The following is a 16,947-nucleotide window of genomic DNA, read 5'->3' on the forward strand; positions in this document are numbered from 1 at the left end:
CCTTTCACTAATCTAACAATACCATATTCTTTGGTAAAAAAAGCAAGAAGTGAAAGCGAATCGGAAGGAACACTTTGGCTTTCGCCAACGACGTTTCCTCCCATGACTTAAGTCACGGGTATCCACGTCGAAAATGATAAAAATAAGAGATAGGAGCTCCCTATGACACCATTTACGGAACAAGTGATACGTATCATACAATCCATACCTGAAGGTAAGGTGATGACTTACGGAGGAATAGCACGTGCGGCAGGAAGCCCAAGAGGCGCGAGACAGGTAGTTCGTATCCTTCACTCCATGAGCAGAAAACATAAACTCCCCTGGCATCGGGTCATAAATGCCAAGGGCATGATCTCCCTGACTGAAGATGAATCTAGCTCCCTTCAGAAGCTTTATTTGCAGGAGGAAGGCATTATTTTTAATGAAAAAGGTGTGGTAGATCTGAAGCAATACCAATTTGATCCGGAATTTATGGATTAACCACGTATGCGCTTGGTGTCCCTTCCTCTTTCACTGGTTCCAAGACCGTTTAGCAAACAGTACATCGTAGTGTAGATAACCAGCAATACAAACGCAATGAACAAGCTAAAAAATACCGACTGTCGATTCAAGCTGTCCATAACCAGTTGGTATAACTGATGCCGGTCCGTCAGTACGTCCCAGCTATTCAGCCTGTAGACTCGGCCAAGCAGGACACCATACCCCCCAAGTACACATGCTGCGAGTACGAATATCCAAGAGAAGAGCAGGCTGCTTTTGCGATAAACAACCGTCTGGAACTGGTATAAAGAGAAGAACCCGGTCAACCAGCCGCTCCAAGTGAACAACAGGAGAGTAACCAGATCATACCAATACCGATTCTGAATGGTGCCATCCACGATATATCTGCTTTTTCTTATCGTTAGATGCACCAGATCCGTCATGAGATAAGGCGCGTTTGGAAAGAACAGCAGCCAAGCAACGCCTAGCGGAACAAGCAGCAAGCCACCTATCTTCCTTTTATCCAGTTCATAAGCAGCCATAGAGAACAGGAATGGAATCCAAGCCAGGAATAAATTCCAGAGTAAAAATGCATAAAACGAATCCGTCTGTAGCGACACTACACGATATACGGCCAATGTCGCCACAGACAGGCCTGCCAAGAGCATAAACACCTTCGGATATTTCAATTCCTTCATGAGCTTATATTCTCCTTATCAAGATAGTTTACATTTAACTTATACACAATTGTACAAATTTGGCATTCCCAAGTCCAATTTCAAGCATAAACGTCTTCATCGTCCTTATTAGGATGATAAGCGTTTAGGCGAGAAATAGAAGGATAATGTATAGTGTGAAACTTATACTTTCTTATATTTGTACCAAAAACCCGGACGCAGAAACGTCCGGGCTAACTCTTTTCTATTTAACTCAAAGACCACTATTTAGTTCAGGTGCAATTACAGGTTTCTTGCGCCCTTTCAGACCACGCACACTTCCCGCTTCTTCCTGACAGGAGAACGCTGTACACTCCCTAAAAGCAGCATGGCTACATCCAATGCACTTATTGTAATCGATGCTGTTAAGTGCGTCATTAATTGCTTCCCCGGTGTGTGGATAAAACTGAGCCTCACCTATGGTGTTATACAGTCCAGTCCTCTTGAGTAGCTCAAGCGGCTGTGGCTGAATGCCGGAGATCATTAGTTTCCCTCCAACGGCTTGTAAATGCCGCACCAGCCCAGCTAAATTGGATTCTCCGGTGGTATCCATAAAAGGGACTTTCCCCATCCGCATTAATATAATTCTGGGCTGATTCGAGTCGCCATAGCTTGGCATAGTGTCATCGAATCGATAAGCAGCGCCAAAAAACAGCGGACCTTCCACCGTGTAAATTCCAATTTGCGGACAATCATGACTCTCCGTAACCATATGTGCCTCTACCTTAACGGACTTCGGATCAGGCAGCACTTTGGCTACCAAATGAACCTCTCCCATTCGTTTCACAAACAGAATAACCGCAAGAATTAATCCCACCTCTACAGCCAGCGTTAAATCTGCAAATATCGTTAACAAGAAAGTAATGAACAACACCAAGGAATCGCCGGTCTTAATCTTAAGCAGATGAAGGAACTCTTTGCGCTCACTCATATTCCAAGCTACTACCATTAAGATCGGTGCCATCGCAGCCAAAGGAATACTGGAAGCATAGGGTGCGAACAACAGGAGAATTAGAAACACTACAACCCCGTGAACGATCCCTGAGATTGGAGAAACAGCGCCACTCTTGATGTTCGTCGCTGTTCTAGCAATTGCACCTGTCGCTGGTATGCCTCCGAACAATGGAGCAGCAATATTTGCGATCCCCTGACCAATCAGTTCTCGGTTACTATTATGGCGGCTACCTGTCATTCCATCCGCTACAACAGCGGATAACAATGACTCTATAGCACCTAGCATTGCAATGATAAATGCCGGACGAATTAGCAGGGTAATTCGTTCCCAAGTAATGTCCGGAAATCGAAAGCTTGGTAAGGTATTAGGGATATCTCCGTAAGCAGAGCCAATCGTAGTCACTTTACCGCTAAAGAATAACGCAGCAATCACAGTCGCGCACAGAAGTCCCACCAATGATCCAGGCACCTTCGGTGCGAATCGAATCGCTAGGATAACGACGGCAAGACAAATCACGGCTGTCAGGATACTGTATCCATTCATCGTCGATAGATGAAGCCCAATTTCTTTCATGTTATCTATAAAGCTCTCATGCCGCTCTATACTCCTTAATCCAAGGAAATTAGCAATCTGTCCGGTGAAGATAATGACCGCTATCCCTGCTGTGAAACCAATCGTTACTGGCCTCGGAATAAACTTAATCAATACACCCAGCTTTAATAACCCCATGAGAACTAGAATAACCCCTGCCATCATCCCAGCGATAAGCAAGTTCTCATAACCATACTCCATCGCAATGGCAAACAAGATAGGAATAAAAGCACCTGTTGGCCCACCAATCTGAAATTTTGATCCTCCGAACAATGAAATACATATTCCGGCAACGATTGTCGTGTAAATGCCATACTCCGGTTTTACACCGGATGCAATAGCAAATGCCATCCCCAAAGGAATGGCAATAACACCGACGATTGTCCCCGAAATCAAATCCTTGCGGAATGCATTCATGTTGTAGCCTTTATATCGGCCCCACCCTATCATGATCAAACCTTCTTTTCTTTAAATATCTGATTATTTGAATATAAGAAGAACATTACTCTAGGACGCAACTGTTGTCAACGCCAAAATAATGTTATTCCTTTATTCTCCGCGCATACCTTCGAGCAATGAAATGGTATTCACCAGATGGTTATCAAATATTTGTTTAGCTACGACCAGAAGATCTTTAATCAGAGGATCACGTAACGAATAGATCACAGTGGTGCCTTCTTTTACACTGGCTACTACATTCTTGGCGCGTAAAACAGCTAACTGTTGAGATACAGCAGAACCTTCTGATCCTAGAATGGCTTGTAGCTCATTCACATTCTTCTCACCTTCGCTGAGCAGTTCCAGTATACGAATTCGCATCGGATGAGCCAGCGCCTTGAAGAATTCAGTCTTAAATTGCTGAATTTCGGTGTTCATAGACTTCTACTCCTCATACTTACTTCTGAATCTAATGTTATCTTTGTATGTTATCTTAGTCCCTGATAAGCGTCAAATACTCAAGGGGTAGATGCTCACATTACGAACCTGTACTTCTACAAACACACCAAGCGCCATAGGCTCACCGAGACACTCGAACATCACTAAACTTTCACCTATTCGCAAAAATCCAGTTCCGTCCTCTTCAATATTCTCCAGTACTCCGGTAAAAACAACCTTATCTACCTCTAACCTAATATTGAACTCACTAGTAGATACAGGTAGAATATCCACCCATCTCATCAGCAGCTCCGGAAGCTCGAATTCCACATCCGTTTCTGTCCCTGGGTTCACAGGAGCACCGCACCAAATCCCCCGACCCTCGCCAAAATCTGTGAGAAAGAATACCTCGTCCTTTTTCAAGCCACTCTTTGTAATTTTGATTTTCATAGCTACTACTCCACCTTGATAATTTATAACGATCATTATACATGACAATGGGCCTTATATAACGGGGAAGACAAAAACAGGGATGCCCGAGCCATTATGGCTATGGATCATCCCTGTTTAGGATAAAACAAGATTCACTAAGAATCGAGATAACTTATTTCACTTGCTCTGCGCTAAATACTTTTACGTCTAGTGGCGCAGCCAAGAATTCACCAGCTTTAGCTGAGAACGCGGTAAAATGAGGGCTCGTATTGTGGCTGGATACGGCTTCAGCGTCGCGCCAAGTCTCCACCATAATAAATGAGTTTGCTTCTCCAGCATTCTCATACAGCTCGTAAGAGAGATTTCCTTCTTCAGCGTGAGTAGCTGTGAGAAGTGTTTTGGATTCCGCCAAAAACTGCTCGCGGCGTTCCGGATTCACTTTAAGTACTGCATGGGTAATGATCATTGTTTATTCCTCCTAAGATATAAATATTATTTCCACTCAGCAATCTTATCGATAGGCAAACGGACAGATGGGTAACCTGCATCAACAGCCTTACCGATGGAAAGCAACATTACAGGAACATAACGATCTTTTTCCATGCCAAATGCTTCTGCGAGTTGATCTTTTTCATAACCGCCGATTGGGTTTGTATCGTAACCATGTGCACGGGCAACCAGCATCAACTGCATTGCAACAAGAGCACCATCAATAAGCACAGTATCTTTGTTAACTTCACGTGGCAAGGTAGCAAAGTGAGCAGATAATCTAGTTAATTGATTTTCTTTTACTTCAGCAGGCATTAGTCCACGTTCAACAGCTGTGCCATAAATGTCCTCTGCATAGTCGAAATTGTTCAAATCACCGAAGATGGCAATCATAGCTGCAGAGGTTTCAACTTGTACGCTATTAAAGCGAGCAAGAGGAGCTAAAGTCGCTTTTGCTTCGTCACTTTCAATGACAAGAAACCGCCAAGGCTGCATGTTCAAAGAAGAAGGTGCAAGAGTCGCTTCCGTAAGAATCTGAGTCATCTCTTCTTTGCTGATCTTAACGGATGGATCATATTTGCGGATAGAGCGGCGACCCGTAATAATTTCTTTAAAATCATTGGTTTGTGTTTGTGTAGCGTTCATATGTGTATTTCTCCTTTGAATGTGTAATTTGGGTAGTTACATTTACAACAGATTGATATTAGATTGCAGACGATTAAGCATATCTATGAGCACTTTTCGCTCCTGATCGTTAAATCCAGTAAGCAGAGTAGCAACAAATCGTCTCTTCTCTTCGCCATATTGAATCATTCTTTCCCGCCCTTGATCCGTTAATGAGACCAATGTAACCCTGTTATCTGCGGGGTTGTTGCGGCGAGTGATCGTCCCACTCTCTTCCATCCCTTTCAAGTGCCGAGTGACGGCGGCCGCGTCTATATCCATGCCCTTTTGCAGAGTAATTTGGCTGACTTCATCCACCTGGAATAATTCATGCAGGAGGCGAAGCCGTGTGGGACTAATCCCAGCACATCGTTCAAATTTCGGACAGATTCCCTTGTTTAATGCCTGCAGCAGTTCAAATATGCGGTCTTCCTCAGGATAGTGCTCCGTCAAAATATACCTCCTTTATAAATTTAATTGTGTACAATTGTTTTGCATAAAATTATATTAACTGATAATCATTGACCCCTCAACTAATATATCAAATCATTTTTTAAAAATCAACATTGCTTATCCTCTTATGGTGCTATAGTCTTGAACAAAAAGGAGGAATCCTATGAGAATCTCCCTGATTCAGCTGGATATAGCATTTGGCAATCCCCATATGAATTATGCTGCTGTAGCAAATAAAATTAGTGAAGCTGCCGCCACAGCCCCCGACTGTCTTATTCTCCCTGAGCTTTGGACCACTGGCTATGATCTGACCCGACTAGAAGATATTGGCGATCCGGAAGGAGAAATTACCAAGGAATTCATCTCCAGATTAGCCAGGCAATACAACATCAATATCGTCGCTGGTTCAGTCGCTAGCAGGAACGCCTCCGGTGTAACTAATCGTATGTTTGTATTTAATCGATCTGGTGAACTCGTTGGCGAATACAGTAAGCTGCATTTGTTTCAGCTAATGGATGAACATCTGTATTTGCAGCCGGGAGAAGACAAAGGTCTCTTCACATTGGAAGGCACGTTATGTGCCGGATTAATCTGTTATGATATCCGTTTTCCAGAATGGGTTCGTGCTCATACCGCACAAGGCGCAGAAATCTTGTTTGTCAGTGCAGAATGGCCATTACCCAGGCTGTCACATTGGCGTGCACTACTGATCAGCCGAGCGATCGAGAACCAATGTTATGTAGTAGCCTGCAACCGTGCAGGAAGCGATCCTAACAATACCTTTGCTGGACATTCTATGATAATTGATCCTTGGGGAGATATTTTATGTGAAGCTTCTGAAGGGGAAGAAATCCTAACGGGGGATATCGATTTACATATGGTGCGTGAAATTCGAGCACAAATCCCGATTTTTGCAGACAGACGTCCGGACTTATATGATTAAAAAGGACGTAACAGATGCTGGCCTCTCGCCAGATTTCTGTTACGTCCTTCTTAACGATGCTCAATATCCATTTATCCTTGGGCATAACGTTCATGCAGGACTCGCGCAGCATCCAGAACACGCGGATCTTCATAGTCCAAGAAATATCCGGTCTCCCGCTGTAGCCTGTCAGAGGATTTAAGCATCACTCCACGGTGGGCTAATGCTTGTCTAATGCCTTCGGCAAATTCTTCAGTAGCATTTGGTCCACCTAGTTCACCAAGCCCAGCGATCGTCTCTGGACGAACCCGTGGATACGATAATGCTGAGTCTCCTCCTGAGGCTTGCTCATAGAATTTATGAATGAGTTCACCACGTTCCTGTCCCGAACCCGAAACCACTACAAATGCATGCACGAAATAGGCATTATTTTGTCTGCGCTGAGCAATGCCGCAAAATTTTCGCCCACCGATCGCCAAATCGAAGTCCCCCGGGCAGTAAGAACCAACAATTTCACCAGCCTCAATTTGAGCCGCAGCCTGTGGGTGACTCATAGCCACTGCCTCGGTAATCAGAGAAGCCAGAAGCCTAAAGTCATCATGAAAGTCCAGCTTTCCGCGTCCTTTGCGGAGAACTAGCGAAACATTAACAATTCCATCATCCAGAGGTACCGCAGCACCACCGGAATGTCTTACCGCTGTGCGAATTCCTTGCTGCTCCAACTTAGCCATCGCTTGAGCCGCGTACGGAAGCTTACTATCACGTAGTCCGAGCGCAACACCCCGGGAATGACTCCATAGGTGCAAACTAGGAGGAACAAGCCCGGCTCCGACATCCCTGCAAAGAGTCTCTTCAAAGGCAAACGGAATCAACATCTCCCCGATGCCCCCGGCTTCCTCATCTATACTGTCATCCTTTAAGATTAGATGCTGAAAAAGTCCCATTTCTGCAGGAAGTCCGATGACTTCTTTACTTCTATTAACAGATCCATTAATCATTGCATCGTACTCCCGAGTATTCACCGATTCTCCTCTTTCCCGTATTATCCGTGATATTGTAACCGATCTGCCTCGCTGGTGCGAAATCAGAATTGAAATGAGGCTATGATAACGCTATCCTTATAGTATACGAACGAGCCCCAGCTCGAAAAGGGGGTAGCCTTAGGTTCATGCTATACACAACGTTAAGGAGTGATGCCGCATGACAGTGGAAGTGATGAAGGAACGACAGTTAACCAAGACAAGACAATGGGAACAGGCACTTAACCTGCTGTATATTGATTTCTGGGATTACTGCCATGATGCACTTAGCAAATTCGATGACGAGGACATTCACCAGGCAAGAGTGAACTGCCGCAAGCTGTTGACACTGCTATCCATTCTCGATCCGAGCCATACTCTAGGGTTATACCCCCTTTTTGAGAAAGCCCAAAAGAGATTAGGTAAAGTCAGAGATACAGACGTTCTCATCGAATCGTTCAAGTCTAAACGCAAACAGGCTAAGGAAAACGGCGATACAAAGACCGCAGAATTGTTGAAGGCAGTGATCGACCACCAAAAGAACAAGCGCAAAGCTTATCGTAAGAAGCTGGCCGATGAGCTGCCTAAGCTAATCAATGAAGATCTGGATGAGAAGTGGAAAGCCTTCCTAAGTGAACAGCTTGAGGCCCTGGTAGCGAAAAAAGATGCCAACGTTGTCATGCGCGAACTTGAGGTAGCTTACGAGCAGAAGAAAAAAGCTTGCAAGGCTATATTTCGTGGACAAGATACCGAATCAGAAGCAGCCTTCGAATCACTGCATGAGCTGAGAATGGCTGCTAAGGAACTTCGATATACCGCTAGTGCAGCCTCTTTTGCGCTAAATCAGAAATTTCATGCCCATGAGGAAATATATAAGCAGATCCAAGATCAACTCGGGCTAATTAACGATAAACGCCTATGGCTGGAAATACTAAATGCTATTGGGCGAGAAAAGCTGAATGTCGGCAAAAAAACATGGATTACCTTTACTAAAGAATTAAAAACCGAGGTACTTGATGCACTACATCAAAATGATGTCATACCGCTCACACATCAAATGAAGTAACTCTGAACCTTTTACAATTTCTCTATTCAGCCGTTGTATCTGATGCGCCGTATTCTTCTATATTCACATTTACTTCATAGGTAATCGGAATTTGGCTGAAGGTTTCGTCCCAGTTATCCTTGACGCTCCGCCATACGGCTGGATGCTGATTATGTAGACTGGTGCCGAAACCGGCAGCTTCGGTATGCAGTTCCTTCTGCATCTTTGTTACAGTAGTTTGCACCATTTCTAGGACACGTTTCTGCAGCAAGGCTTTATCCTTCTTTACAATTCCGTCATGTAATTTCTTCGGTTTCTCGGCAAAGACCTCGGCGTATCTACCTGTAGATTTTATTTTCACGTTAAAAGAGATTTGCCCATTGTTCACATTAGCTTTGATCTTGCTATGCATCGATTTCACCTCATAGGTTAAGAGGTCATTGGTATCCGGATTATACGTCTTAAGCACTCCTCCTAACCCCTTTCCGGTCAGCCAAGCCATCCCCTCCAGCTCCGACTCATCCAAAAATCCAACAAGCTTCCCCGTTGTCCCTTTGATTACGCCTGCTCCTGATAGCTTTGTCTCCTGATTAATAGCGATAACATTTTGCAATAAGAAGCTTTTCTTTCCTTGCAACGGACCAACTACTTTTGCCAAAGTAACCGGCTCCCATATCCCCATATTCCGGTCTCTATTATTGAAGATGCCTTCAAGTACAAATGCAGGAGTCTGACCCGGCAGTGCATTTTCCAATACATCTTTAGCCATTCCCTTGCTGACAAATAACATAACACTCGGACGAATATCATTATCCCGAGTAAAGAAATCTATGATTTTAGTAAGGTTATTGGAACGCGCGAGTTTTTCACTAATCACAATAACCTTTAAATGATGACCAATCGGAGTGCGTCTAGTACGCAGTGAAAGCTGCCGCATCGCTTCAAAGATAGAATCGCTAGTTTCACTCATATTATAGTAATTCTTAAAGGAGGAAGAGGAACTGGAAGAAGACTTCATAACAGCCCCTCCCGACCCCTGCGGAATCGTAAATTGATAGGTGCTTATTATTTTTGTAGGTTTCGTATGATTCTCCCCTTCAGACTTAGCTATTTCCCCGCCTCCTGACTCCTCCGCACTGTCCAGTGCAACCCCAATCTGCATGTTTAACTCCTCAATCGGTGTGCTGCTCCAGCAGCCTGATAACAGAGAACACAGTACAGAGAGTACGATCCACAACCTCCATTTTTTCATGAAGCAGCCCTCCGGAAGTAGGTGATGATTAATAATGGTAAGGGAAGCAAACCGAATAAAATAAGCATACAATCACCGATGCCTGATCCTAAAGCAAACAAAGCATTCACATTGGGAGGAATCCTAGAAACTATATAAACAACAGGAAGTAACGCCAATAAACAGCTTTTGAAGTTTCTATGAATGATTTGAGACAAGCCTAACGCCGCTGCATAAGTCGCAATACAAAAGGTACAAAAGATCTGCATAATCCAGATCACCAACAACAACGACTCAAACCTCTCAAAGATGAGATAGTTCACTTCAAAACTTCGTACAAGATCGAGAAACGGCCAGGTTCTTGTGAGAACTCCATCTATAGAAAAGGCACCTATAGTCGCTACAACTGCCAGGACATAAAATACCGTCGATATACAAGTTCCAGCTATTATTACCTTCACTGCTTTTTGGGGCTTGTCCATAAATGCAACAACGAACAGCATTGCTTCTCCAGCTGTAAAGGTAAGGATGGTTGGCCTAATCCCTTTCCACACGGGTTCCAATCCGTTTCCAAGGACGGGAAGCAGGTTATTAAAGTCGAAAACTTCGAAACTAAGCAGACAAACTCCTAGAAACACTGTCCAGGTGATCGGAACAATAAGTCTGCACATGCTAGTGATCGCATTAATTCCTCCTCTGCATAAATAGAAGGCAATCCATATAAAAGCAGCTACTATCGCCCAAGGAGGTGTTCCTTCCAGTAGAAAAAAAGAGGTCACTTCCTGCACCGAACGTATCTCAAAGCCGGCGATACTGAGAAAATATCCAATGACTCCTATTGAGAGAACCATTCCGAGTGGCTTGCCGATGATCTTCCCGATATATTGAAAAAAAGTTTGGCCTGGGAAGCGTTGACTAAGCTTCACTATGATCAATCCGAACAGAAAGGAGATTACTCCCCCTAACAAAATACTTATCCATACATCTGGACTACCACTGGCCTCTACAATGGTCCGAGGAAGCGTAAGCACCCCTGCCGCAATCGTATAATTGGCTAGAATGACTGTCGCTTGAACAGCAGTAATTCGGTCCTTTACATCGGGGCTCATGTTCTCTTCCTCCTTCACCTAGACTTTTCACCCTTTACGCAAAGGGTCTTTTGGTTTCAACAACGTAGGCCGCCCGGTTAAAAATTGGAAAGGCATACGGAATATAAAATCTTTCCAATTGACTGTCTTATTCGGGACTGCCAGACCAAGATAGGGAATCCCAAAGCTCTTCAGCTTAATTAAATGACTACTAAGCAAAAGAAAAAACAGTACCACTCCGTATAATCCAAAGATTGCTGCAAAAAACATAGCTGCAAACCGGAGCATACGAAGCGTCATCCCCGCACTATACATTGGCATAGAGAAGGAAGAAACAGCCGTAATTGATACTACAATGACTAGGATTGGACTCACGATCCCAGCTTCTACCGCGGCTTGGCCAATGATCAAACCGCCGACAATCCCCATCGCCGGACCGATAGGTTTAGGCAAGCGAAGTCCAGCCTCCCGTAAGATTTCAATCGAGGTCTCCATAATCAATGCTTCGATTAATACAGTGAAGGGAACGCCTTGCCTGGAGGCGATAATGGAAATAGCCAACTTCGTTGGAATCAATCCTGGCTGGAACGAGAGGAAGGAAATATATAGTGCTGGCGCAAAAAGTGATATTGTTGCCGCGAAAAAACGCAAAAGACGCAGCAGCGACCCTACCATCCAGCGATCGTTATAATCCTCTGGCGATTGCAGTAACATCCCAAAGGTAACCGGCATAATCAAGGCGAAGGGAGTGCCATCAATTAAGATAGCTACTCTTCCTTCCAGAAGTGCTGCCATTACACGGTCCGGTCTTTCTGTATTCTGAATCTGCTGGAAGGGACTGTAGCTATTATCCTCAATCAATTGCTCGACATAACCAGATTCTTGAACATCATCTATATCTATCGTTTTAATTCTTCGTTTAACCTCTTCTACAAGCTCATCATTCGCAATATCCTTGATATAGGTTAAGATGAGTTCCTTCTGCATTCTCTTTCCTACAGAAAAAGAAATCATAGCTAACTCCGTACTCTGCCCGTGTCTACGCAGCATTGCTGTGTTGTCGCTTAATGTCTCGTTAAATCCGCTTCGTGAGCCCCGCAGGACTGCTTCAGATTCCGGCTCCTGAATCCCCCTTGTGTTCCCCTTCGGACTACTAAGCACAAAAGCCTTGGATATCCCCTCCACGAGCAGCACAGCAGATCCAAATAACACCTTCTGAAGCGAGAGGTATGCACTATCCGTAAGCTCAACTTCCGAGATAAGCAGGATCTCATGGATGAGAATATCTTGTAGATCCTTGGCTGCCGGTACTAAGTTCATATCTTTAAATGGCTGATACGCATTCATTAACGGCTTCAATATATTCTGATCCATCTTATCTTTGTCCGTTAGCCCGTCTACGTACAATAGCGCTGCCCTGGTCATTATGCTTCCGATTCGCAATTCCCTTACGTTCACATCATGCATATCGGCGCTGATCTCTTTAAATTTCTGCAAATCCTCTTTTAAATGACCACTGTATGTTATTGCTGCATCAGTATCCTTAGTTAATTCATTCGAGTTATTCTGCCCCTTAGTCCCTTCTTCGACGCTCATTCCTCCAGAGTCTTCTCCGGATGAAACGCCTCCACCTTTGCTGCCAGTAGCTTTTTCCGCTCTAGTCGTTATCCTGTCTTCTTTGGCTTTAGCCCAGCTTATTGTACGAAGTAGGAAGAAAGGGACACAGAAGATCATAATCCCTTGGAAAACCACACCCCAACTTGGAATTAACTCTATTACCTCATTCCACACCCCAAACACCTCCATTATAGCTGTGACCGTATTTTTTACCGAAGATGGGTAATTCATGCATACAAAAAAAACCCCACAATATGGGGTCTCCGGCTTCGACAAAGGTTCTGTTAAAGCATTGTTTTCCGACTTCATTGTCCATGTATTTCCAGTAAATAACACACCTATATCGTATGCTGTAAAGTGTCGGATGCTAGCCTTGGACGCTCGGCTGACGTGATTAAAGTTTATTGCGGCATCATGCGAGTGGTTATCGCGATGCGATTCCATGCATTGATTGTAACAATTGCCATGATGATCTCGCCAAGTCGCTTAGTATCGAAATGGCGCTCCGCTTCCGAATAGATATCGTCCGGTACATGTCCTTGCGTCACGAGCGTAACCGATTCGGTCAGCGCAAGCACTGCGCGCTCCTCATCGCTGTAGAACGGCGCTTCACGCCATGCGTTCAACATGTAGATGCGCTGTTCCGACACGCCTGCCTTGCGGGCATCCTTCGTATGCATATCGATACAAAAGGCGCAGCCGTTAATTTGTGACGCTCTGATTTTGATTAACTCCAATAACGACTTCTCCATGCCTGTCGATTGTACGAACGATTCAAGACCCATCATCGCTTTGTATGCGGCTGGAATTTCACCGGCCAGATCCATTCTTTGTTCCATGTGGATAGCTCCTCTCCGGCTGTAAACCGGTTATCTTTTGATTGTTTCACTACTAAGACAATACAGAAGCTCGGTTTGTGACAGGTTACCCTATTCGTTGTAATTTATCGGGATTAAGTACGATATAAATATGCTCGATCCGCTCCCCGGCCGCATCAAGCTGGAAGCTGATCGCCTTAAGCGGCCGGCCCTCCCGATAGATGACGATGCCCAGCTGGCCGTTAAGTAGCACCATGCTTTGCGAATCTCCGAGGAAGCCCTTCGTAATGACGCCTTCAATGAAAGCTTGAACACGATCTCTGCCCGTAATGGTGAAGATCGCTGCGCGAACTTTACCGCCGCCGTCCGACGTAAGCAACGCGTCCTCGGTCAGCAGGCTGACAAGCGCATCGACGTTGCCGCCTCGCGCAGCTGCGAGGAATGCTGTCGCAAGAGGTGTCGCCTGAGCCGTGTTGCCTGGCAAAACGGGCGATTGTTGATGCAGCTTATCATTAGCGCGGCTAAATATTTTTCGACAGTTGGCTTCTGATTTTCCTAATACATCGGCAATTTCGCTATATTCGAAAGCGAAGGATTGGCGCAAGATGAAGACGGCTCTCTCAACAGCCGACAAATGTTCCAGCATGACGAGCAGGGCGTAGGATACATTTTCATCGTGATCGAAGAGATCAGCAGGATTATCGCCGCCTCCATTCGTAAAGCTGACGAGCGGCTCCGGCAGCCATGTGCCGACATATTGCTCTCTCCTTATACGGGCGGATTGCATATAGTTGATGCAACGGTTTGTTATCATACGGATTAAGTAAGCTTTCGGATGGGTGATATCTATAGTTTGTAGCTTGCTGTACTCGATGAATACGTCTTGAACGAGGTCCTCTGCATCTGCTATAGAGCCGGTCATACGGTAAGCGATTGCTTGCAGCAGAGAGTGATAGTTGGTATATGCAACCTGAAAATCCATACGAGCTAGACTCCTTCCTTCCAAAGCTGTGCCTTTCATACCGTCACGGCTAACCGCGGCGTCTACATCGTTCAACAGATGATCAACAATATAGACGCTCTCCTAGGGCTCACGTCTAGCCTATCGAGCGCACGCAGGAAAATATCCGGATGAGGCTTTCTTAATGCCTTCTCAGCTTGAGAGATCAATATAGCATCAAAATACAACTAAATTCCAATCGTTTGAATAACCTTATTCAATATCCCTTGGTAGGCTGCTTTCGGACGTAAGCCAACCAACTTTTCCATTGGCTGCCCATCTTTATATACAATGACTGTAGGCATCCCCATAACACCAGCTTCCCCAGCCAGATCCGGCATTTCGTCACAATTCACCTTTACAATAGAAACATCATCTCCATATTCCTGATGAAGATCTTCCAAAAGAGGCAGCAGCACCTTGCAAGGGGGACACCATGGTGCACCGTAATCTACTAATACCGTTCCACCACCGCGAATTTCTGCTCGTACCCAATCAGCGCTATCTGCATTTGTAATAGACATTTGTCATTCCTCCTCAAAGTTTTCAACTCCAGCAGTACCTACTCCAAATTCTCCAGTGTACATGCCTCTAAGCTACTCTCGTTCTGCTCTTGCAAGATAGAGGCCATTCTTTCTTCCAAATTGCGTTTGATCTGATTCAGTTCTACAAGTTGACGTTCAATATCTTCAAGCTTGCTACGGTATAGTGGCATCACTTCTGCGCAGAAAGCTTCTTTGTTCTTCAAGACACAATGTAGAAAGCCCGCGATCTGCTCTGTGGACAGACCCAGGTTCAAATATAATTTTATCGTTTCTACCGTCTCCACAGCGAGCGGAGAGTACTCCCGATATCCGTTGGCCTGACGGATCGGCGAAATTAATCCCTGACTCTCATAATAACGAATTGAACGGACGCTAACGCCCGTCAGTTTAGCAAGCTCACCTATTTTCATAGCATTCTCCCCGGGGTTCATGAGAATTGTTCTACACCAGTATAAACCCTGACATCAATGTAAGAGTCAACAAAAAAATCCAACCATAGTTATCCCACAGTTGGACTCATTTATAATCTTACAACAAGTATATCCACCTATATTCTACAATAATCCTGCTGCCCAAAGCCCACCTCTACGAATCATTTCTCGGAATGGCTTTACTGAGAATGAAGCTAAATGGTGCCCTGGCATTAAATAAACAACCCGACCCAAGCCGAATTCGTGACACCAAGCCGCTTGGTGCATAGCTCCCTCATGAGGATATTCTGCAAGTACCGTCGTTTCGAAATAAGGATGCATCTCAAAATAATACGGCTCATCCTCAATCACAAATTCTTCAATTCCCTGCATAATGGGATGCTCTCGTGCGGGTATGGACATCTGCAGCGAAGTGTATTCTGGATGATGGGTGAAATGTGCGCCCAGCATAACACCAAGCTCCTGATTGCGCTGTAGGGAGATTCCGTTATGTACTAGTAGTAATCCACCCCCGCCAGCCACATAGGAGAGCAAAGCACTGCTTTGTTCCACCGGGATTTTGTCATCAGAAAATTCGGTGTAGGAGATTACCAGCTTGTAGTCAGACAACGCTTCTTTATTAAGCAGTCCATAATCCTCTGAAGAGAAAACCTGTAGGTCATTAGCAAGTATTTGCTCGATCTCCCGGTCCACGCCAGCAAAGGGGTGATATTTAACCTCCGAGTAGCTTCCGAGTGCGAGTGCTTTTAGTGTTGACATGTTATCAGCGCCTTTCTTCTTATCCTATTTTGAGTTATTCGTCTACCAAGGCCAAGAGCTGCCATCCGTATCCAGATAGGCGGGTTCCTCACCTAGAAATTTTTTATAATCCAGAACAAGGCCGATAATCTGCTCCGCAGACTGTTCAGGAGTCATTTCCGCTTGCTCATCCTTCTTACCTTGCATATAAGTCTGCAGCCAGCCAGGATGGAACACCATCACTTGACCGCCAAGCGTTTTCATATGATTATGCATCAAGGAGGACTGCATATTCAGTGCTGCCTTCGACATACAATAGCCATACATGTTGATACGCCTATTTCGGGCAATACTGCCTGCCTCCGATGAAATATTGACGATTAATTTATCCTCACTTTGTAGTAACAGTCCCATAAGTGCATTGCTGACTCTTAACGCGCCAAGTGTATTTACATTGTATATTTCTGCCATGCCTTCATCATCCAGCTCCACCAGCACAGTAGCATTATCAGCAGAACGAATAATACCTGCATTATTAATAATAATATCGACATATCCAGTTTTACTGGATATTACTCGTGCAGCCTGCTTTACACTATCTTTATTGCTGATATCCAGGGGGATGAGCTCCAACTGTTCAGGATATTGCTCTTTAAGCGCTTTCAAATCTTCTGATTCTTTCAAAAACTGTCCTGCAAATACTGAGAACTGTTTGGCCAACAACGAACGTACAAGCGACAGTCCGAGCCCCCGATCAGCGCCAGTTACACATGCAACTCTCTTCATTCTTCTGACACTCCTATCTCGTAGCGATATGGTTAGGCATGTTGCTTCTTTT

Annotated in this window: 20 protein-coding genes; 3 read left to right on the forward strand and 17 right to left on the reverse strand. The window is 44.8% G+C overall.

The genetic code is table 11. From position 1 onward, the window contains the following. Positions 1–162 precede the first annotated feature (162 nt). Positions 163–480 carry an MGMT family protein gene (locus tag L1028_RS12690; RefSeq protein WP_234534314.1) on the forward strand — a complete coding sequence of 106 codons (318 nt, stop codon included), beginning with the start codon at positions 163–165 and terminating at the stop codon, positions 478–480. Here L1028_RS12690 and L1028_RS12695 read toward each other — a convergent pair. The 7 genes from L1028_RS12695 to L1028_RS12725 form a co-directional block, all read right to left on the reverse strand. Next, positions 477–1,178: a DUF1361 domain-containing protein gene (locus tag L1028_RS12695; protein ID WP_234534316.1), complete on the reverse strand. Its 702-nt coding sequence runs from the start codon at positions 1,176–1,178 to the stop codon at positions 477–479. The two genes, L1028_RS12690 and L1028_RS12695, sit on opposite strands and share 4 nt — an antisense overlap. Before the next feature lie 232 nt (positions 1,179–1,410). Beyond that, positions 1,411–3,192, reverse strand: a complete 1,782-nt coding sequence (locus L1028_RS12700) for a SulP family inorganic anion transporter (protein WP_234534318.1) — start codon at positions 3,190–3,192, stop codon at positions 1,411–1,413. Positions 3,193–3,291: 99 nt separating this feature from the next. Beyond that, positions 3,292–3,618, reverse strand: coding sequence for an ArsR/SmtB family transcription factor (locus L1028_RS12705; RefSeq protein WP_042123860.1), 327 nt, complete (start codon positions 3,616–3,618; stop codon positions 3,292–3,294). 72 nt (positions 3,619–3,690) lie between these two features. Continuing rightward, entirely contained in the window at positions 3,691–4,068 is a 378-nt protein-coding gene (locus L1028_RS12710) for a hypothetical protein (RefSeq protein WP_234534320.1), read from the reverse strand. Between the two features lie 154 nt (positions 4,069–4,222). Then, positions 4,223–4,516 (reverse strand): putative quinol monooxygenase, encoded by a 294-nt coding sequence (locus tag L1028_RS12715; RefSeq protein WP_234534322.1) that lies wholly within the window; start codon positions 4,514–4,516, stop codon positions 4,223–4,225. 26 nt (positions 4,517–4,542) lie between these two features. Next, positions 4,543–5,184, reverse strand: a complete 642-nt coding sequence (locus tag L1028_RS12720; protein ID WP_234534324.1) for a nitroreductase family protein — start codon at positions 5,182–5,184, stop codon at positions 4,543–4,545. 42 nt (positions 5,185–5,226) lie between these two features. Further along, entirely contained in the window at positions 5,227–5,655 is a 429-nt protein-coding gene (locus L1028_RS12725; RefSeq protein ID WP_042184581.1) for a MarR family winged helix-turn-helix transcriptional regulator, read from the reverse strand. A gap of 163 nt (positions 5,656–5,818) precedes the next feature. Here L1028_RS12725 and L1028_RS12730 point away from each other — a divergent pair, with 163 nt between their 5' ends. Continuing rightward, positions 5,819–6,598: a carbon-nitrogen family hydrolase gene (locus L1028_RS12730; protein ID WP_234534325.1), complete on the forward strand. Its 780-nt coding sequence runs from the start codon at positions 5,819–5,821 to the stop codon at positions 6,596–6,598. Between the two features lie 71 nt (positions 6,599–6,669). On the opposite strand, the gene L1028_RS12735 is transcribed toward L1028_RS12730, so the two are convergent. Beyond that, the gene (locus L1028_RS12735; protein WP_234534327.1) at positions 6,670–7,599 is read right to left on the reverse strand and encodes a lipoate--protein ligase family protein; all 930 of its coding nucleotides are present in this window, start codon (positions 7,597–7,599) and stop codon (positions 6,670–6,672) included. A 178-nt stretch (positions 7,600–7,777) separates the two neighbouring features. Between L1028_RS12735 and L1028_RS12740 the strand changes: the two genes are divergently transcribed. After that, positions 7,778–8,662: a CHAD domain-containing protein gene (locus L1028_RS12740; protein WP_234534329.1), complete on the forward strand. Its 885-nt coding sequence runs from the start codon at positions 7,778–7,780 to the stop codon at positions 8,660–8,662. Positions 8,663–8,684: 22 nt separating this feature from the next. Here L1028_RS12740 and L1028_RS12745 read toward each other — a convergent pair whose 3' ends face one another. From L1028_RS12745 to L1028_RS12785, 9 genes are all read right to left on the reverse strand, one after another. Beyond that, entirely contained in the window at positions 8,685–9,893 is a 1,209-nt protein-coding gene (locus L1028_RS12745; protein ID WP_234534331.1) for a Ger(x)C family spore germination protein, read from the reverse strand. Next, positions 9,890–10,981 (reverse strand): GerAB/ArcD/ProY family transporter, encoded by a 1,092-nt coding sequence (locus L1028_RS12750; protein ID WP_234534333.1) that lies wholly within the window; start codon positions 10,979–10,981, stop codon positions 9,890–9,892. Before L1028_RS12750 ends, L1028_RS12745 begins: the two co-directional genes overlap by 4 nt. A 27-nt stretch (positions 10,982–11,008) precedes the next feature. Continuing rightward, positions 11,009–12,751, reverse strand: coding sequence for a spore germination protein (locus tag L1028_RS12755; RefSeq protein ID WP_234534335.1), 1,743 nt, complete (start codon positions 12,749–12,751; stop codon positions 11,009–11,011). A 227-nt stretch (positions 12,752–12,978) separates the two neighbouring features. After that, complete coding sequence (locus L1028_RS12760) at positions 12,979–13,416, reverse strand: carboxymuconolactone decarboxylase family protein (protein WP_234534337.1); 438 nt, start codon at positions 13,414–13,416, stop codon at positions 12,979–12,981. An 85-nt stretch (positions 13,417–13,501) separates the two neighbouring features. Then, positions 13,502–14,377 carry an RNA polymerase sigma factor SigJ gene (gene sigJ / locus L1028_RS12765; RefSeq protein WP_234534339.1) on the reverse strand — a complete coding sequence of 292 codons (876 nt, stop codon included), beginning with the start codon at positions 14,375–14,377 and terminating at the stop codon, positions 13,502–13,504. 206 nt (positions 14,378–14,583) lie between these two features. Next, positions 14,584–14,919 carry a thioredoxin family protein gene (locus L1028_RS12770; RefSeq protein WP_234534341.1) on the reverse strand — a complete coding sequence of 112 codons (336 nt, stop codon included), beginning with the start codon at positions 14,917–14,919 and terminating at the stop codon, positions 14,584–14,586. A 38-nt stretch (positions 14,920–14,957) separates the two neighbouring features. Next, positions 14,958–15,350, reverse strand: coding sequence for a MerR family transcriptional regulator (locus tag L1028_RS12775; protein ID WP_234534343.1), 393 nt, complete (start codon positions 15,348–15,350; stop codon positions 14,958–14,960). A gap of 144 nt (positions 15,351–15,494) precedes the next feature. Further along, positions 15,495–16,130 (reverse strand): ThuA domain-containing protein, encoded by a 636-nt coding sequence (locus L1028_RS12780; RefSeq protein WP_234534346.1) that lies wholly within the window; start codon positions 16,128–16,130, stop codon positions 15,495–15,497. Between the two features lie 42 nt (positions 16,131–16,172). Then, positions 16,173–16,895 carry an SDR family NAD(P)-dependent oxidoreductase gene (locus L1028_RS12785; RefSeq protein ID WP_234534349.1) on the reverse strand — a complete coding sequence of 241 codons (723 nt, stop codon included), beginning with the start codon at positions 16,893–16,895 and terminating at the stop codon, positions 16,173–16,175. Between the last annotated feature and the right edge of the window lie 52 nt (positions 16,896–16,947).

Source organism: Paenibacillus pseudetheri (assembly GCF_924513355.1).
GTDB lineage: Bacteria > Bacillota > Bacilli > Paenibacillales > Paenibacillaceae > Paenibacillus_AQ > Paenibacillus_AQ pseudetheri.

Bases quoted from the DNA above. Each gene is read 5' to 3' on its own strand.
- L1028_RS12690 (WP_234534314.1), top strand. From the start codon at position 163: ATGACACCATTTACGGAACAAGTGATACGTATCATACAATCCATACCT.
- L1028_RS12695 (WP_234534316.1), bottom strand. From the start codon at position 1,178: ATGAAGGAATTGAAATATCCGAAGGTGTTTATGCTCTTGGCAGGCCTG.
- L1028_RS12700 (WP_234534318.1), bottom strand. From the start codon at position 3,192: ATGATAGGGTGGGGCCGATATAAAGGCTACAACATGAATGCATTCCGC.
- L1028_RS12705 (WP_042123860.1), bottom strand. From the start codon at position 3,618: ATGAACACCGAAATTCAGCAATTTAAGACTGAATTCTTCAAGGCGCTG.
- L1028_RS12710 (WP_234534320.1), bottom strand. From the start codon at position 4,068: ATGAAAATCAAAATTACAAAGAGTGGCTTGAAAAAGGACGAGGTATTC.
- L1028_RS12715 (WP_234534322.1), bottom strand. From the start codon at position 4,516: ATGATCATTACCCATGCAGTACTTAAAGTGAATCCGGAACGCCGCGAG.
- L1028_RS12720 (WP_234534324.1), bottom strand. From the start codon at position 5,184: ATGAACGCTACACAAACACAAACCAATGATTTTAAAGAAATTATTACG.
- L1028_RS12730 (WP_234534325.1), top strand. From the start codon at position 5,819: ATGAGAATCTCCCTGATTCAGCTGGATATAGCATTTGGCAATCCCCAT.
- L1028_RS12740 (WP_234534329.1), top strand. From the start codon at position 7,778: ATGACAGTGGAAGTGATGAAGGAACGACAGTTAACCAAGACAAGACAA.
- L1028_RS12745 (WP_234534331.1), bottom strand. From the start codon at position 9,893: ATGAAAAAATGGAGGTTGTGGATCGTACTCTCTGTACTGTGTTCTCTG.
- L1028_RS12750 (WP_234534333.1), bottom strand. From the start codon at position 10,981: ATGAGCCCCGATGTAAAGGACCGAATTACTGCTGTTCAAGCGACAGTC.
- L1028_RS12760 (WP_234534337.1), bottom strand. From the start codon at position 13,416: ATGGAACAAAGAATGGATCTGGCCGGTGAAATTCCAGCCGCATACAAA.
- sigJ (WP_234534339.1), bottom strand. From the start codon at position 14,377: ATGGATTTTCAGGTTGCATATACCAACTATCACTCTCTGCTGCAAGCA.
- L1028_RS12770 (WP_234534341.1), bottom strand. From the start codon at position 14,919: ATGTCTATTACAAATGCAGATAGCGCTGATTGGGTACGAGCAGAAATT.
- L1028_RS12775 (WP_234534343.1), bottom strand. From the start codon at position 15,350: ATGAAAATAGGTGAGCTTGCTAAACTGACGGGCGTTAGCGTCCGTTCA.
- L1028_RS12780 (WP_234534346.1), bottom strand. From the start codon at position 16,130: ATGTCAACACTAAAAGCACTCGCACTCGGAAGCTACTCGGAGGTTAAA.
- L1028_RS12785 (WP_234534349.1), bottom strand. From the start codon at position 16,895: ATGAAGAGAGTTGCATGTGTAACTGGCGCTGATCGGGGGCTCGGACTG.